The 12,951-nt window shown below is 64.7% G+C and carries 14 protein-coding genes and 1 pseudogene; 6 read left to right on the plus strand and 9 right to left on the minus strand.

The genetic code is table 11. The features are described from left to right. Position 1: 1 nt before the first annotated feature. Positions 2–2,698 (minus strand): bifunctional [glutamine synthetase] adenylyltransferase/[glutamine synthetase]-adenylyl-L-tyrosine phosphorylase, encoded by a 2,697-nt coding sequence (locus tag U5A89_RS14275; protein WP_338161735.1) that lies wholly within the window; start codon positions 2,696–2,698, stop codon positions 2–4. 84 nt (positions 2,699–2,782) lie between these two features. Between U5A89_RS14275 and U5A89_RS14280 the strand changes: the two genes are divergently transcribed. Beyond that, positions 2,783–2,974, plus strand: coding sequence for a hypothetical protein (locus U5A89_RS14280; protein WP_338161736.1), 192 nt, complete (start codon positions 2,783–2,785; stop codon positions 2,972–2,974). A 410-nt stretch (positions 2,975–3,384) separates the two neighbouring features. Here U5A89_RS14280 and ypfJ read toward each other — a convergent pair whose 3' ends face one another. Continuing rightward, positions 3,385–4,260, minus strand: coding sequence for a KPN_02809 family neutral zinc metallopeptidase (ypfJ, locus tag U5A89_RS14285; protein ID WP_338161737.1), 876 nt, complete (start codon positions 4,258–4,260; stop codon positions 3,385–3,387). A 146-nt stretch (positions 4,261–4,406) separates the two neighbouring features. Here ypfJ and U5A89_RS14290 point away from each other — a divergent pair. Continuing rightward, positions 4,407–5,599, plus strand: a pseudogene (locus U5A89_RS14290) (DUF3734 domain-containing protein). Next, positions 5,596–6,387, plus strand: coding sequence for a 3-hydroxybutyrate dehydrogenase (locus tag U5A89_RS14295; protein ID WP_338161738.1), 792 nt, complete (start codon positions 5,596–5,598; stop codon positions 6,385–6,387). Before U5A89_RS14290 ends, U5A89_RS14295 begins: the two are co-directional and overlap by 4 nt. Positions 6,388–6,446: 59 nt before the next feature. Here U5A89_RS14295 and U5A89_RS14300 read toward each other — a convergent pair whose 3' ends face one another. The 3 genes from U5A89_RS14300 to U5A89_RS14310 are packed head-to-tail and all read right to left on the minus strand — an operon-like array spanning position 6,447 to position 7,135. Then, the gene (locus U5A89_RS14300) at positions 6,447–6,731 is read right to left on the minus strand and encodes a hypothetical protein (protein ID WP_338161739.1); all 285 of its coding nucleotides are present in this window, start codon (positions 6,729–6,731) and stop codon (positions 6,447–6,449) included. Positions 6,732–6,733: 2 nt separating this feature from the next. Then, on the minus strand, positions 6,734–6,862 hold the full coding sequence (locus U5A89_RS14305; protein ID WP_338161740.1) for a hypothetical protein: 129 nt from the start codon (positions 6,860–6,862) through the stop codon (positions 6,734–6,736). 30 nt (positions 6,863–6,892) lie between these two features. Beyond that, positions 6,893–7,135: a hypothetical protein gene (locus tag U5A89_RS14310; RefSeq protein WP_338161741.1), complete on the minus strand. Its 243-nt coding sequence runs from the start codon at positions 7,133–7,135 to the stop codon at positions 6,893–6,895. A gap of 302 nt (positions 7,136–7,437) precedes the next feature. Between U5A89_RS14310 and U5A89_RS14315 the strand changes: the two genes are divergently transcribed. Both U5A89_RS14315 and U5A89_RS14320 read left to right on the plus strand, forming a co-directional pair. After that, complete coding sequence (locus U5A89_RS14315) at positions 7,438–8,814, plus strand: amidohydrolase (RefSeq protein WP_338161742.1); 1,377 nt, start codon at positions 7,438–7,440, stop codon at positions 8,812–8,814. Between the two features lie 153 nt (positions 8,815–8,967). Beyond that, positions 8,968–9,357, plus strand: a complete 390-nt coding sequence (locus tag U5A89_RS14320) for a hypothetical protein (protein WP_338161743.1) — start codon at positions 8,968–8,970, stop codon at positions 9,355–9,357. A 9-nt stretch (positions 9,358–9,366) separates the two neighbouring features. On the opposite strand, the gene bdcA is transcribed toward U5A89_RS14320, so the two are convergent. Then, positions 9,367–10,080, minus strand: a complete 714-nt coding sequence (bdcA, locus tag U5A89_RS14325) for an SDR family oxidoreductase (RefSeq protein WP_338161744.1) — start codon at positions 10,078–10,080, stop codon at positions 9,367–9,369. 71 nt (positions 10,081–10,151) lie between these two features. On the opposite strand from bdcA, the gene U5A89_RS14330 reads away from it, so the two are divergent. Then, positions 10,152–10,745 (plus strand): TetR/AcrR family transcriptional regulator, encoded by a 594-nt coding sequence (locus U5A89_RS14330; protein ID WP_338161745.1) that lies wholly within the window; start codon positions 10,152–10,154, stop codon positions 10,743–10,745. A 22-nt stretch (positions 10,746–10,767) separates the two neighbouring features. On the opposite strand, the gene U5A89_RS14335 is transcribed toward U5A89_RS14330, so the two are convergent. From U5A89_RS14335 to U5A89_RS14345, 3 genes are read right to left on the minus strand one after another with little or no spacing between them, the layout of a single operon-like run. Further along, positions 10,768–11,787: a nucleotidyltransferase domain-containing protein gene (locus U5A89_RS14335; RefSeq protein WP_338161746.1), complete on the minus strand. Its 1,020-nt coding sequence runs from the start codon at positions 11,785–11,787 to the stop codon at positions 10,768–10,770. Then, positions 11,784–12,647, minus strand: coding sequence for an HprK-related kinase A (locus U5A89_RS14340; RefSeq protein WP_338161747.1), 864 nt, complete (start codon positions 12,645–12,647; stop codon positions 11,784–11,786). The genes U5A89_RS14335 and U5A89_RS14340 overlap by 4 nt, the downstream gene beginning before the upstream one ends. Then, positions 12,644–12,931: an HPr-rel-A system PqqD family peptide chaperone gene (locus U5A89_RS14345; RefSeq protein WP_338161748.1), complete on the minus strand. Its 288-nt coding sequence runs from the start codon at positions 12,929–12,931 to the stop codon at positions 12,644–12,646. Before U5A89_RS14345 ends, U5A89_RS14340 begins: the two co-directional genes overlap by 4 nt. Positions 12,932–12,951: the final 20 nt, after the last annotated feature.

Raw genomic sequence — 12,951 nt, forward strand, 5'->3', positions numbered from 1 at the left:
ATCATTCCTCCTGATAGGGCGCGGCGAGCGCGGCCCAGGCTTGGCCCACGCTTTGCCGCGCCTTGGCATAGCTTGCAAGCAGCCCTTCCCAATCGGCCATACCGCAAGCGCGGGCGACGAGCGCACGGGTGGCCTCGGCCGGTTCGGTGGATTTGGGCGAGACGAGGCGCGAGACGACCAGATAGCGGGTGATCAGGTCATGCGCGGCAATCAGGTCCGCGGGCAGATGCCCGGCGGCGACCAGTTGCGCCAATGCTTTGCTGAGGTCCGGGTCGAACGCCATGCGATAATGGAACTGGTTGACGTGGATCAGGAATTCCAGGTCGATGAGGCCGCCCGGCACCAGCTTGACGTCGAGGTCGCCGACGGGCGGCTTATGTTTGGCGATGTCGCGGCGCATCTTCACCGCCTGGCGCGCCAGCTCCTCGAAATCGCGGGGGCGTTGCAGCGTTTGCATGAGGACCGCGTCGAGCGCGGCGCGCGCCTGCGGCGACCCGAAGACCGGGCGCGCACGGGTGAGCGCCAGATGCTCCCAGGTCCAGGCTTCTTCCCGCTGATATTTGGCGAAACTGTCGAGGCTGACCGCCAACAGCCCTTGCGCGCCGGACGGACGCAGGCGGGTATCGACTTCGTAGAGCGGGCCGAAGGCGGTGGCGACTGATAATGCATTGGTGATCCGCTGAGCCAGGCGGTTGAAATATTGGGTCGCGCCCAAGGGTTTGGGACCATCCGATTCGGTCGCGAAATCGCCGGTGAAGAGATAGACGAGATCGAGGTCGGAGGCGTGGGTCAGCACGCCGCCGCCCATGCGGCCGAGCGCCAGGATCAGCAATTCGCCGCCGGGCACTATGCCGTGGGCGATTTCGAACTCCGCCACCGTGCCCGCGGCGAGCACCTCGATCGCGGCTTCGGCGACGCGGCCATAGCCCCTGCCTGCCTCCAGCGGATCGCCGCCGCGAATGATCTGCGCGCCCAAGGCGAAACGTCGGTCACCGACCCGCTGGCGCACCCGGTCGAGCAGCGCCTGATAATCCTCCCCCGGCTCCAGCGCGCCAAGCTGTGCCGCCAGTTGCGGCACGGGCGGTGGCGGGTCGAAGGCGGTGGCATCGATCAATCCGTCGATCAGTTCGGCCCGGCGCCCCAGCGCATCGGCCAAGGTTGGCGCATGGCTCAGCAATTCGGCCAGCAGTTCGACCAGCGCGGGCCGCGCGGCGAGCAGTTTGAAGAAGTTGATGGCGCTGGGCAGGCGGCCGATCATGTCGTCCAGCCGGTTGAGAGCACGGCTGGGATCGGGCGCCTGCGCCAGCGTCCGCATCAGGCCGGGGAGCAGCGCTTCCAGCGCTTCGCGTGACGGCCCGCTGCGCAGGGCGCGGATCGTGCCACCGCGCCAGCGGGTGATGCGGGCAAGCGGGGTTTCGGGATCGGCAAAACCCAAATCCGTCAGTTGTTGCTTCAGCCGGTCCTCGTCATGGGAAAGCGCCGCGTCGTCCTTTTCCGGGGACAGGCGATCATAGTTGCGGCCGACCCATTCGACATGCGGGCGCAGCAGGTCGAGCAGCGCGGCGGCATCCGGCAGGCCGTGCAATTGTGCGACATTATCGAGACTGGTGGGCGATTTGGGCAGTTCGTGCGTCTGGCGATCCCCCACCATCTGCAGCCGATGTTCGATGGTGCGGAAGAGGATATAGGCTTCGTCCAGCCGGGCGGCGACATCGGCCTCGATCACGCCCGCCGCCGCCAGCGCGCGCAGGGCTTCGCGCGTGTTGCCGGATCGGAGCGCGGCGTTGCGGCCGCCATGGATCAACTGGTGGACCTGCGCGAAAAACTCCACCTCGCGGATGCCGCCTCGCCCGCGTTTCAGGTCATAGCCCGGCCCGAACGCCTGCCCCTGCGCATAATGGTCGCGGATGCGGCGGCTGATATCGACGATGGCGTCGATCGCGCCGAAATCCAGGCTTCGCCGCCAGACGAAGGGGCGGATCTGGCGCAGGAAATATTCGCCGAGCGCCATGTCGCCCGCGGCCGGACGGGCGCGGATGAAGGCGGCCTGCTCCCACCCCATCGCCGTCGATTCATAATAGCCGATCGCCGCTTCCACCGGCAGCGCGATCGGCGTGGCTTCGGGCGAAGGACGAAGGCGCAGGTCGACGCGAAAAACATAGCCGTCGCCATCGCGCGAGGTCAGCAATTCGCTCATCCGGCGACCGATGCGCACGGCGGCGTCGGCGACATCCTCCCGCTCGCCATGCGGCAGGGTGGCGGGATCGTAGAGCAGGATCGGGTCGATATCCGAAGAATAATTCAGTTCGCGGCTGCCATGCTTGCCCAGCGCCAACACGACGAAACCCCGATGCTCCGCATCGGGATAGCGTTCGCGCATGGCGGCGGCGAGCGCCTCTTCCACCGCCTGGTCAGCAAAGTCGGACAGGGTGCGGGTGACGCGATCCATGTCCCATGCGCCCGCCAGGTCGGCGGCGGCGACCGCCAGCGCGATCGCCCCGCGGCGACGACGCAGCGATTGGGCGACGCTGTATCCTGGCGCGTCTTGCGGGCCGCCTGCCGCCTGCGCAACGACCAATGCATCGTCATGATCGCCCGCCGCCAGCCGTTCGACCACCGTCGGAAACCGGTCTAACGCGCGGGCAAGAAAGGGGGAATGGCCCCTGATCCGAGCCTGTGTTTCCAGCCAGTCGGTCACGTCGCTCTCCTTTTATCCGGCCGCTATCGCGTTACGATAAGACGAATAGCAGAAACTTTTGGGTCACACGGCCGTTCAGTGTGCATGGACATCCAGCGCAAAGCCTTTGGCCGATCGGCATCGGGACGCGACGGCGGCAACGCCCGCATCGTCACCGTCGCCTTGCCAGAGCCTTATGAAGGTGTCGGCAACGCCCTGCGCTCCACATATGCGACGGGGCGCGACGCTTTGCCCGCAGACATGATGGCGTTGCTTGCCAAGCTCGACCGGCACTGATCGACCAGCCCATTGCAGGGCTTTGTTTACGCATATCCGATAAAATACGATGGGAATCGTAACCGGATAAAGTAGCAGTCATGCTGTACCGTAATTTTGCCATCGCCATTTTGCTTGCCGCCCCATTGATCGTGATGGCGACGCAGAGCATCCTGCCAAAAACGGCCCAGCAGGCGCCAGCCGTTCAGCCTGATGCACCGCCGACGCCGCCTATCCCCGTTCCGGTTGCGCCGCCGGTAACGCCAACCGATACTTCGACGGGCGTAGATGACCCCTCGTCCTTCGCGCAGCCTGCCCCGGATGCGGGTCAGCCCTCGATAGCGCCAGGAGCCGGTTTACCGACCGCTCCCGGCCCCATGTCGCCGCTCGGCGCACCGGCCGGATCGCCAAACGCCGAACTATAGTCGCTGTCAGATCGACCCTTTGAACGTATCGCACTGCGCGGGATCGCCGGTCGATAATCCCTTGCGTAGCCAGGTCATCCGCTCGGCGCTGGTGCCGTGGGTGAAACTTTCGGGCACCGGCCGACGCCCGGCCGCTTTCTGCAGCGTATCGTCGCCGATCGTTTCAGCGGCGCGCATCCCTTCTTCCAGGTCGCCCGCTTCCATCAAATTGGTGTCGCGCGCTGCCCAGACGCCGGCATAGCAGTCCGCCTGCAATTCCATCTTTACCTGCAGCGCATTGCCCTGCGCTTCGGATGCGCCCTGCTGCGCCTTGCGAATCTTGTCCGCTTCGCCGGTGATGGTCTGGATATGATGGCCGACCTCATGCGCTATGATATAGCCGATCGGGAAGTCGCCGGGCGCGTTGAAGCGCGTTTTCATTTCGTTGAAGAAATCGGTGTCGAGATAGATGCGCTGGTCCGCCGGGCAATAAAATGGTCCCATCGCCGATTGCGCCGCGCCGCAACCCGACTGGCCGTCCTGCGTGTAGAAAAGCAGTTTGGGCGGGGGATATTGCTGCCCTTCCGCCTTGAAGATGTCGGTCCAGCGACGTTCGGTCGATCCCAGCACTTTGAGCGAGGTGCGCTGCACGTCGCTCAATTCCGTCGTTGCGGGGCGCTCGGTCTGGACCTGCTGCCCGCCACCACCGCCACCGATCAGGCTCAATGGGTTCATACCCATCACCACCATGATGATCAGCACCACGACGATGCCGCCGCAGCCAAAGCGGCTGCCGATCAGTGGCAGCAACATGCCCAGGCCTCCGCCCAGACCGCCGCCGCCACCGCCGCGCCCGCTCTGCACTTCGTAATTGCTGCTTTCCTGTTCGTCGTCGAGCCGCATGGCGCCCTCCCTTTGCTGCCTTCGTTGCCTACGCGATTCAATTGCTGCGGGGAACCGCCCGCCACGGGGAAGGTTGCAAAGATGGGCGAATTGTTACGAGACATTAAGTTGGAAAGATGTCGTCAAAGCCTATATTGCACTGCGACATGGCTGAAACCGAACCCTTGCCCGACCAAGCGAAACCGCCGCGTCGCGCGCGCACCCCGCTCCCCCTCCCCCGCGAAGTCGCGTTGTTGTTGCAGGGTGGTGGGGCGCTGGGATCGTTCCAGTCCGGCGTCTATGAACGGCTGGACGAACTGGGCGTCGATGTCAGCTGGGTCGCGGGCATATCCATCGGCGCGATCAACGCGGCGATCATCGCGGGGAACCTGCCTCATCGCCGGATCAGTCGGCTGAAGAAATTCTGGTACACCGTGTCGGGCGGGATGCCCAATATGCTGCTGCCCGAAATCGACCATGTCCGTGAGGCGGTGCATCTGGCGGCGGCCGGCACGGTGGCGACCTTCGGCGTGCCGGGCATGTTCCGCCCACGGCTGTGGCCCGCGATGATGATGCCCGAAGGCACGCCTGGCGCGATCAGCTTCTACGATAGCGAACCGCTCAAGAACACGCTGGACGCCTGCGTCGACTGGGATCTGCTGAACGATGGCCCGGTCCGCCTGTCGGTGGGTGCTGTCGATGTGGAAACCGGCAATTTCGAATATTGGGATACGCGTGGCCCCGGCGGCAACACGCGGATCGACGCGCGGCATATCATGGCGTCGGGCGCCCTGCCCCCGGCCTGCCGCCGGTCGAAATTGACGGGCGCTGGTATTGGGACGGCGGGCTTGTCTCCAACACGCCGCTATCCCACGTCCTCACGCACCAGACCGAAGATATGCTGGTGTTTCAGGTCGATCTTTTCCCGGCCGAAGGGCCGATGCCGCGGCAGATGACCGATGTCTATTCGCGCATGAAAGACGTGCAATATAGCAGCCGCACCCGGCAGGTAACGGACCAATATCTGCGCCTGCGCCGCGAGCATGGCGCGATCAAGGCGCTGCTCGACAAGTTGCCGCCCAATATGCAGAACGGCGCCGAAGCGCAGGCGTTACGCCAGTGCCTGGACCAGGGGTCGGTCAATATTGTCCACCTGATCTATCGCACGCGCGCCTGGGAAAGCGGCGCGAAGGACTTCGAATTTTCCCGATCGACCATGCTCGACCATTGGAGCCAGGGCCGGGACGCGGTGGAAGAAGTGATGCACAAGGGCGACCTGATCGCGCGCAACATCCTGGATGGCAAGAGCGCGACCTTCGACCTCGATGCACCCGATCATCTCAAGGAGAAAATGGCATGAGCAAGTCGCTTGCAGGCAAGACCGCGCTGATCACCGGGTCCACATCGGGCATTGGCCTCGCCTATGCCAAGACGCTGGCCGGGGAAGGCGCCAATGTCGTCATCAACGGGTTCGGCGATGCCGACGCGATCGAGACGGAACGTGTCGGGCTGGAGGCGCTGAGCGGGGCTAAGGCGCTCTATTCGGGCCATGACCTGACCAAGGCCGAAGAGATTGAGGCGATGATGGCGCAGGCAGCCGACGCCTTTGGCGGGGTCGATATCCTGATCAACAATGCCGGGACGCAGCATGTCGCGCCGGTCGAGGAATTTCCGGTCGACAAATGGAACCTCATCATCGCGCTGAACCTCAGCAGTGCGTTCCACACGACCCGGCTTGCCATCCCATACATGAAGTCCAAGAAATGGGGTCGCATCATCCAGACGGCATCGGCGCACTCGCTGGTCGCCTCTCCGTTCAAGAGCGCCTATGTCACGGCCAAGCACGGGCTGGCGGGCTTTACCAAGACGGTGGCGCTGGAAGTGGCGACCGACGGGATCACCGCCAATTGCATTTCGCCCGGCTATGTCTGGACGCCGCTGGTCGAAAACCAGATCCCCGACACGATGAAGGCGCGCAACATGACGCGCGACCAGGTGATGAACGATGTGCTGCTGGCGGGCCAGCCGACGAAGCAATTCGTGACGGTCGAACAGGTCGCCGCCATCGCGCTGTTCCTGTGCAGCGATGCCGCCGCCAACATCACCGGCGCGAATATGAGCGTCGATGGCGGCTGGACCGCGCAATAACACATTGAATCCATGAAGCCCCAACGATCCGCGGACGGACCGATGGGGCTTTCATGATGTCAGGCTGTCGGCGGCGTCAGCAGGCGCAGGACCGATTGCAGGCCGTCCTCGCTGGTTGTCGCCAAAGCCAGCGGACGATCCGCCAGCCCGTCATGCTGGCTGTTCAGGAACAGGATCGCATCGGACGCGCCCAATGTCTCGATCGCCATCCGGGTGATGCGACCCTGACGCTCGGCGGCATCAGGGGCCAGGCGGACGGCATTGCGCGGTGTGAAGCGGCGTCCGGACATGCTGCGACCGTTGGACGGCGACGGGGCCGGATCAACCGGCGTATCGACCGCCATACTCAGTTCTTCAACGTCACGATGCCGACCACGCCGGGCTTGCTCGACGGGTTGGACGCATTGCCTTTGGGCGGTTTTTCCGCCTTGGGCTTGCGCACTTCACGATTTGATTTCTTCTGGCTCTTGGCCATGGTCAGTCCTTCCTGAAAGGCGGGATAGTGTCAGCGCGCGGCGGCCAGCAGGGCGTCGTCTTCCGCACGAAATTCGGCGACGATCGCTTCATCTTCCGACAGGACAGCACGAGTGGCGCGGCGGCGTTCGGCGCCAGCGGCCAGTTCCGCTTCCCGCCCCCAGGCATTGGCCGCCCGCTGCGCGATCTGACGTGCATTGGGCAGAGTTTCGGACGACGCGCGCGCCTGATGCAACGATTGCTGCGCAAGGCAGAATGCGGATGTCTGGGCCATGGGACAGGCTCCTTTGAACGAGGAAAACTGGAACAGTGCAGTAGCAAAAGGCGCGAGAGAGGTTCAGCGCCCGGCGCAAGTCGCGCCGCAACAGGTGGGACGATCATTAGGACGCATGAGACGCCGGATCGTTCCTTTCACTTGTGAAATGGTATCGAAACACCTGGTTTTCAAGGGGCGCATGGCGACGATCGGCCGGATGCCGTGTATTTCGCGGGCGACGGCCCAGCGATCGGCAAAACACCCCCTTTAACCCGCGTGAAATCCCCTTATGCTCCGGTCCAACAAGGGAGATCACCATCATGCGCCATGCGCTCACGGCCGTTCTGGCCGCCGCCAGCCTTTCGTCCATCGCCGCGGCGCAAACGCCTGCCGCCCCAACGCCTGCCGCTCAGCCCCCTGCCTTGCCAGCAGCGCCTCCCATGCAGAGCGCGATCGGCAAGGCGGTGGCGACCGACATGGACGGGCTGATGACGCTGTATCGCGATCTCCATGCCAATCCTGAATTGTCGCTGCAGGAGGTAAACACCGCCGCGAAGCTCGCCAAGCGGCTGAAGGCGATGAAGTTCGACGTCACCGAAAAGGTCGGTGGCACCGGCGTCGTCGCGGTGATGAAGAACGGGTCCGGCCCGACATTGCTGATCCGCGCCGACATGGACGGCCTGCCGGTGGTCGAGCAGACCGGCCTGCCCTTTGCGTCCAAGGTCCGCACCAAAACGCCCGAGGGAGTCGAGACCGGCGTCATGCACGCCTGCGGCCATGATACCCATATGACCGCCTTCATCGAGACGGCCAAGCTGCTGGCGGCGCGCAAGGCCGATTGGAAGGGGACGCTGGTGATGATCCTGCAGCCCGCCGAAGAAGTGGGCAAGGGCGCACGCATGATGCTGGAGGACGGCCTCTACACCCGTTTCCCCAAGCCGACCCACGCCATCGCCTTCCACGACGCGGCCAATCTGGCCGCCGGGCAGATCGGCTATACGCCCGGCTATGCGCTGGCCAATGTCGACAGCGTAGACATTCTCGTGAAAGGACTGGGCGGGCATGGCGCCTATCCGCAGACGACCCGCGACCCGATCGTCCTGGCCTCCCGCATCGTCACCACCTTGCAGACTTTGGTCAGCCGGGAACAAGACCCGCAAGACCCCGCCGTCGTCACCGTCGGCAGCTTCCAGGCCGGGGCCAAGCATAATATCATCCCCGACGAAGCGAAACTGTTGCTGACCGTGCGCAGCTATTCCGACGAAACTCGCGCGAAGCTGATCGAGGGGATCAAGCGGATCAGCCGGGGCGAGGCGATCGCGGCGGCGATGCCGGAAGACCGGATGCCGGAAGTATCGGTCAAGGACGAGTTCACCCCCTCCACCTTCAACCCGCCCGAATTTGCCGAACAGATGGCGGGCGTGCTGAACGCGCATTTCCCCGCCGGACGGGTGGTCAGGACACCGGCCGTGATGGGCGGCGAGGATTTCAGCCGTTTCTATCGCGCCGACAAGAGCATCAACAGCTTCATCTTCTGGGTCGGCGGCGTCCCCACGGACAAGATGGCGGCGGCACAGGCGGGCCAGGGCAGCCTGCCCTCGCTCCACAGTCCATTCTGGGCGCCGGAAGCTGACAAGGTGATCGCCACCGCGAGCGAAGCGATGACCGTGCTGGCCCTTGATATATTGAAGAAATAGTCCGGCAATACATATGGTCGGCGAATAATAAGGGAAAAGGCGGCCATCCGATTCAAATCAGATGGCCGCTCTTTTTCCACCTTATGGGAACGAAGCCATTTGCCATCATGGCGAGATTAGCTCTATGTTCGCACCATAGCGCCAAGGTGTCCCATGATTGCATGTGAGCTGGACGATCCCGACGGTATCATCTTCGTCCATGCCACCGGCATATGGACGATCGACGATGTCGACCGCCACTATACCCATCTCGGCCTCATCATCGCCGATCGACGGCGTCAGGCCTTCCCGATCCGCATCCTGTCCGACGTGACCGGGGCGCAGCGGCAGAGGCCCGACATCGAAGCGCGCATATTGTGGCATATGGAACGCACCTACCAACCGACGGACCGGGTCGCCATTTTGGTCGCAGACGTGGCGGACAAACTTTATGTCCGCGCACGCTTGGGCGACGCCATCGTGGGGGTGTTCTCCTCCCAACTACCAGCCGAAATGTGGCTCATGACCGAAGATCTGCAACCGCCGGGCCGGGCCGCCGCCTGACGGGAGTCATCAGGCGCCGAAACCGCCGTCGATCGTGTGCATGGCGCCGGTGACGATGCCCGCTTCCGGTCCCGCCAGATAGGCGGCGAGGCCTGCGATTTCGCCCCCGGTGGCGTGGCGCTTGATCGCCATGAAGCTGTGCATCAGGCCGCTCATCGGGCCATCGGCCGGGTTCATGTCGGTATCGACCGGGCCTGGCTGGATGATGTTGACGGTGATGCCGCGCGCACCGAAATCGCGGGCCAGGCCGCGCGCCATGCCCTGCAACGCCGATTTGGTCAGCGCATATCCCGCCCCGCCGGCAAAGGGCATGCGGTCGCCATTGACCGATCCGATGACGATGATGCGACCGCCATCCGGCATTAACCGCGCCGCTTCGACCGCGGCATGATAGGGCGCGCGGATATTGAGGTCGATCATGCGGTCGATCGCGTCCGCGTCTTGCTCCAGCGGGTCGCCCAGCACCGCTGTCCCCGCATTGACCACCAATATGTCGAGCGGACCCTGCCCGGCGACGACATCGATCACTGCCTGCCGGTCGGTCGCGTCCGACCGGATCGCCTCTGCGCCCGTGTCGGCGGCCAGCGCCTGCGCGGCATCGGTCGATCCGGCATAGGTGAAGGCGACCTGTGCGCCATCCCGAGCAAAGCGCCGCACGATCGCCGCGCCGATGCCGCGACTGCCGCCCAGAACCAGTGCCTTTTTCGACGTAAAATCAGTCATCATCGTCATCCTTGCATTTATATAGTGATCGATATATAAATCGACACCATTGCTGGTCAAGGAATTTTATAGTGACCGTTAAAGAAAAACCAAAAGGCCGCGGTCGCCCCCGCGCGTTCGACCGCGACGCCGCGCTGGATCAGGCGCGGGCGCTGTTCCATGCGCATGGCTATGACGGGGTGGGCGTCGCCGCCCTGGCCCAGGCGATGGGCGTCAACCCGCCCAGCCTTTATGCCGCGTTCGGCAGCAAGGCCGCTTTGTTCGACGAAGTGCTGGGTCGCTATGCACGCAACGGCCTGCCGCTGGGCACCCTGCTAACCCCGGGCGCGGAGCCCGTCGCGGCGCTGCATACATTGCTAACACTTGCCGCCCGCATCTATGCCGCCGATCCCCAGGCGGCGGGCTGCCTGGTGCTGGAAGGCGCGCGGGGCGCCGATGCCGAAGCGGCCGGTTGCGCCCGCACGTGGAAGGCGGGGAACATGGCGCAACTGCGAGCCTTCCTGGAGCCAAAGCATCCGCAGGTGGCGGAGCAGGTCGCGGATTATATGGGGGCGGTCATGTCCGGCATGTCCGCCGATGCACGCGCGGGCGCTTCGTCCGAGCGGCTGGTCGCCGTCGCCGACATGGCTGCGCTGGCGATCGCGGCGGTGCTGGCGCCCCGGTGATTGGCGGGCATCAATCGCACCCTTATTGCGGCCGATGCCCTTTGCGCCATTTGGTGAATAGGTGTCGGGCCAGCATCAGCGGCGGCATCCGCAGCCAGTGCGACCGCACGAAGAAGCCGAAGACCAGCGCCTTGCGCGTCTCACGCCCCCACCCGTCCCGCGCCAGCAGTCGCGCGATGAACAGGCGATCGGTCCAGCGCAGCGGGTCATCGACCGTGCCCACCGTGCCGTAGAGGCGATGCGACAAGCGCAATGCGCGCCGGACTGCATCAATCAACTGATGCCGGGCGGCAGCATCCAGTAAAGAAAGATGGAAATCTGCGTCCGCCTCCAGCCCCTCTTGATACAGGCAGTGAACATCCCAGAGATTGCGCAATCCCCCCTGCATATCGCCATCCGCCAGCATATGCGCGGCGGAATGGATGATGCGGTCCTGCGGCGACAGGATATATAATCCATTGGTTATAGGAATGGCGTCAGCGATCATCGCCGCTGCATCGGGCGTCGGGCGGGCGGTCAGCGGCAATATCGTATGATGCACATCGATCATCCGGTCGCGTTCGACATGGATCATCGGCGGCAGTTCATGCATCCACTGGCGGTAATAGGCGTCGTCATAGGGGTCTTCCTTGACCCATTCCCATCCCGCCGCGATCAGCGCGCGCTCCACCACCGGGATAGCGTCGCGCGGCACGAGAATGTCGAGATCACCGACGAAACGCCCCCGCCCGGCGCGCAGGTCCGCCGCTACATAGGCCGCACCCTTGAGCACCACCAGCTTGACGTCCGTCCCGCGCAAGGCATCGACCGCGCGATCGGCCTCCCATAGCGCCTGCTGGCCTTCCCGCGCGCTATCATGCCTGGCATCGTCCAGCACCGCCCTTGCCGCATCGGGTACCGCCACATCAGCCAGCCGCCAGGCCAGCGTGCCGATCAATCGCTCCGCCCGCGCGGCTGCGAGCAAGTGGTTCCAACCCGCCGCGTCAAGCCGGGCGACCGACGCAGGATCGCGCAGCGCCAACACCAGCAGCGCCGCGCTCATGCCAGTTGCTCCCACAATCGCTCGACCATCGCGATCGCATCGTCGCCCGACGGGAAGTCGATCGCGCGGGTCGGCACGGTCGTGACGAAGCGGGTCAGCGCGGTAAAGGCCGGTTCGCCGAGCGCCACATAATTGGTCGATGCCTGCGTCAGGCGCATGAAGATTTCGCCTTGCCCCAACGGCCGCACATCGGCGGCATGGCCGAAGCGGGGGAAGAGCAGCAGCGCGGGCATCCCGCCCTGCGCCATGCGCGCCACCGCGTCGGCACGCGGCACCATATGGCGGATGTCCCCCTTGGCCGTCGCTCGCAGCATCGGTCCCATCCGCGCTTCCCCCACGGTCTGCGCGACAACGTCGATCGCCTGATTCTTCAGGCTGACAAGCCGCGGAAACGGCAGGATCTCGCCGCTATCACAATCCAGCAGCGCAAACTCGTCGCCCATGAAGCGCCAGCCGCGCTCGCCCAGCAGCGCCGCCAGCGTCGATTTGCCCGACCCGGATTCGCCGGTCATGACCAAGACACGCCCATCCTTCTCCACGCTCGACGCATGGAGCAACAGGTGCCTGCGCCAGCCCAGCGCCATTTGCAGGTTCATGCCCATTTCCGCTGCCAGCAGGCCATGGGACAAACTCATCGGCGCGGCGTCGGCCAGGCCATGGTCGCCGGTGATGAAGATGGACGGGCGCACGAACCGCCGCATCAGGCTGGTGGGCTGCAGCCGCACCGTGAAATCGGCGATCGCCCCCTCGACATCGGGATAGGCCGCATAGAGCCGCGCCAGCGCCGCGATCGGCTGCGGCCAGGCGGAACCGATGCGGAAGGTCGCCGGGCCGATGCGCAGGGTGATCGCGTGCCTCATCCTGCGCGCACCAGCCCCAGCGCGACCAGCGCGTCGAGATGCGCGGCGATCTCCGCCATGGCATCGTCCACCGGTCCCAGATCATAGTCGCGCGCCAGCCGGTCGTGCATCATTTCCACGCTGACCGGTGCGCCATCGGCCATGCGGTCCAATATCTCCGGCACCGGGCTGATGACCATATGGGTCTGGCCCGACCTGTGGTGGTACAACAGGGTCAGATCGTCGAGGATACAGGCCGACACCGCGTCTGCCGCGTCCCGACGATAGGCTCTTGTCCCGTCCACATTGATGCCCCTGATTACTG

The organism is Sphingobium sp. HWE2-09 (genome assembly GCF_035989265.1).
Lineage (GTDB): Bacteria > Pseudomonadota > Alphaproteobacteria > Sphingomonadales > Sphingomonadaceae > Sphingobium.

Excerpts from the sequence above, each read along its gene's own strand:
- U5A89_RS14280 (WP_338161736.1), top strand. The coding sequence starts at position 2,783 with ATGGACATCCAGCGCAAAGCCTTTGGCCGATCGGCATCGGGACGCGAC.
- ypfJ (WP_338161737.1), bottom strand. The coding sequence starts at position 4,260 with ATGCGGCTCGACGACGAACAGGAAAGCAGCAATTACGAAGTGCAGAGC.
- U5A89_RS14295 (WP_338161738.1), top strand. The coding sequence starts at position 5,596 with ATGAGCAAGTCGCTTGCAGGCAAGACCGCGCTGATCACCGGGTCCACA.
- U5A89_RS14300 (WP_338161739.1), bottom strand. The coding sequence starts at position 6,731 with ATGGCGGTCGATACGCCGGTTGATCCGGCCCCGTCGCCGTCCAACGGT.
- U5A89_RS14305 (WP_338161740.1), bottom strand. The coding sequence starts at position 6,862 with ATGGCCAAGAGCCAGAAGAAATCAAATCGTGAAGTGCGCAAGCCCAAG.
- U5A89_RS14310 (WP_338161741.1), bottom strand. The coding sequence starts at position 7,135 with ATGGCCCAGACATCCGCATTCTGCCTTGCGCAGCAATCGTTGCATCAG.
- U5A89_RS14315 (WP_338161742.1), top strand. The coding sequence starts at position 7,438 with ATGCGCCATGCGCTCACGGCCGTTCTGGCCGCCGCCAGCCTTTCGTCC.
- U5A89_RS14320 (WP_338161743.1), top strand. The coding sequence starts at position 8,968 with ATGATTGCATGTGAGCTGGACGATCCCGACGGTATCATCTTCGTCCAT.
- bdcA (WP_338161744.1), bottom strand. The coding sequence starts at position 10,080 with ATGACTGATTTTACGTCGAAAAAGGCACTGGTTCTGGGCGGCAGTCGC.
- U5A89_RS14335 (WP_338161746.1), bottom strand. The coding sequence starts at position 11,787 with ATGAGCGCGGCGCTGCTGGTGTTGGCGCTGCGCGATCCTGCGTCGGTC.
- U5A89_RS14340 (WP_338161747.1), bottom strand. The coding sequence starts at position 12,647 with ATGAGGCACGCGATCACCCTGCGCATCGGCCCGGCGACCTTCCGCATC.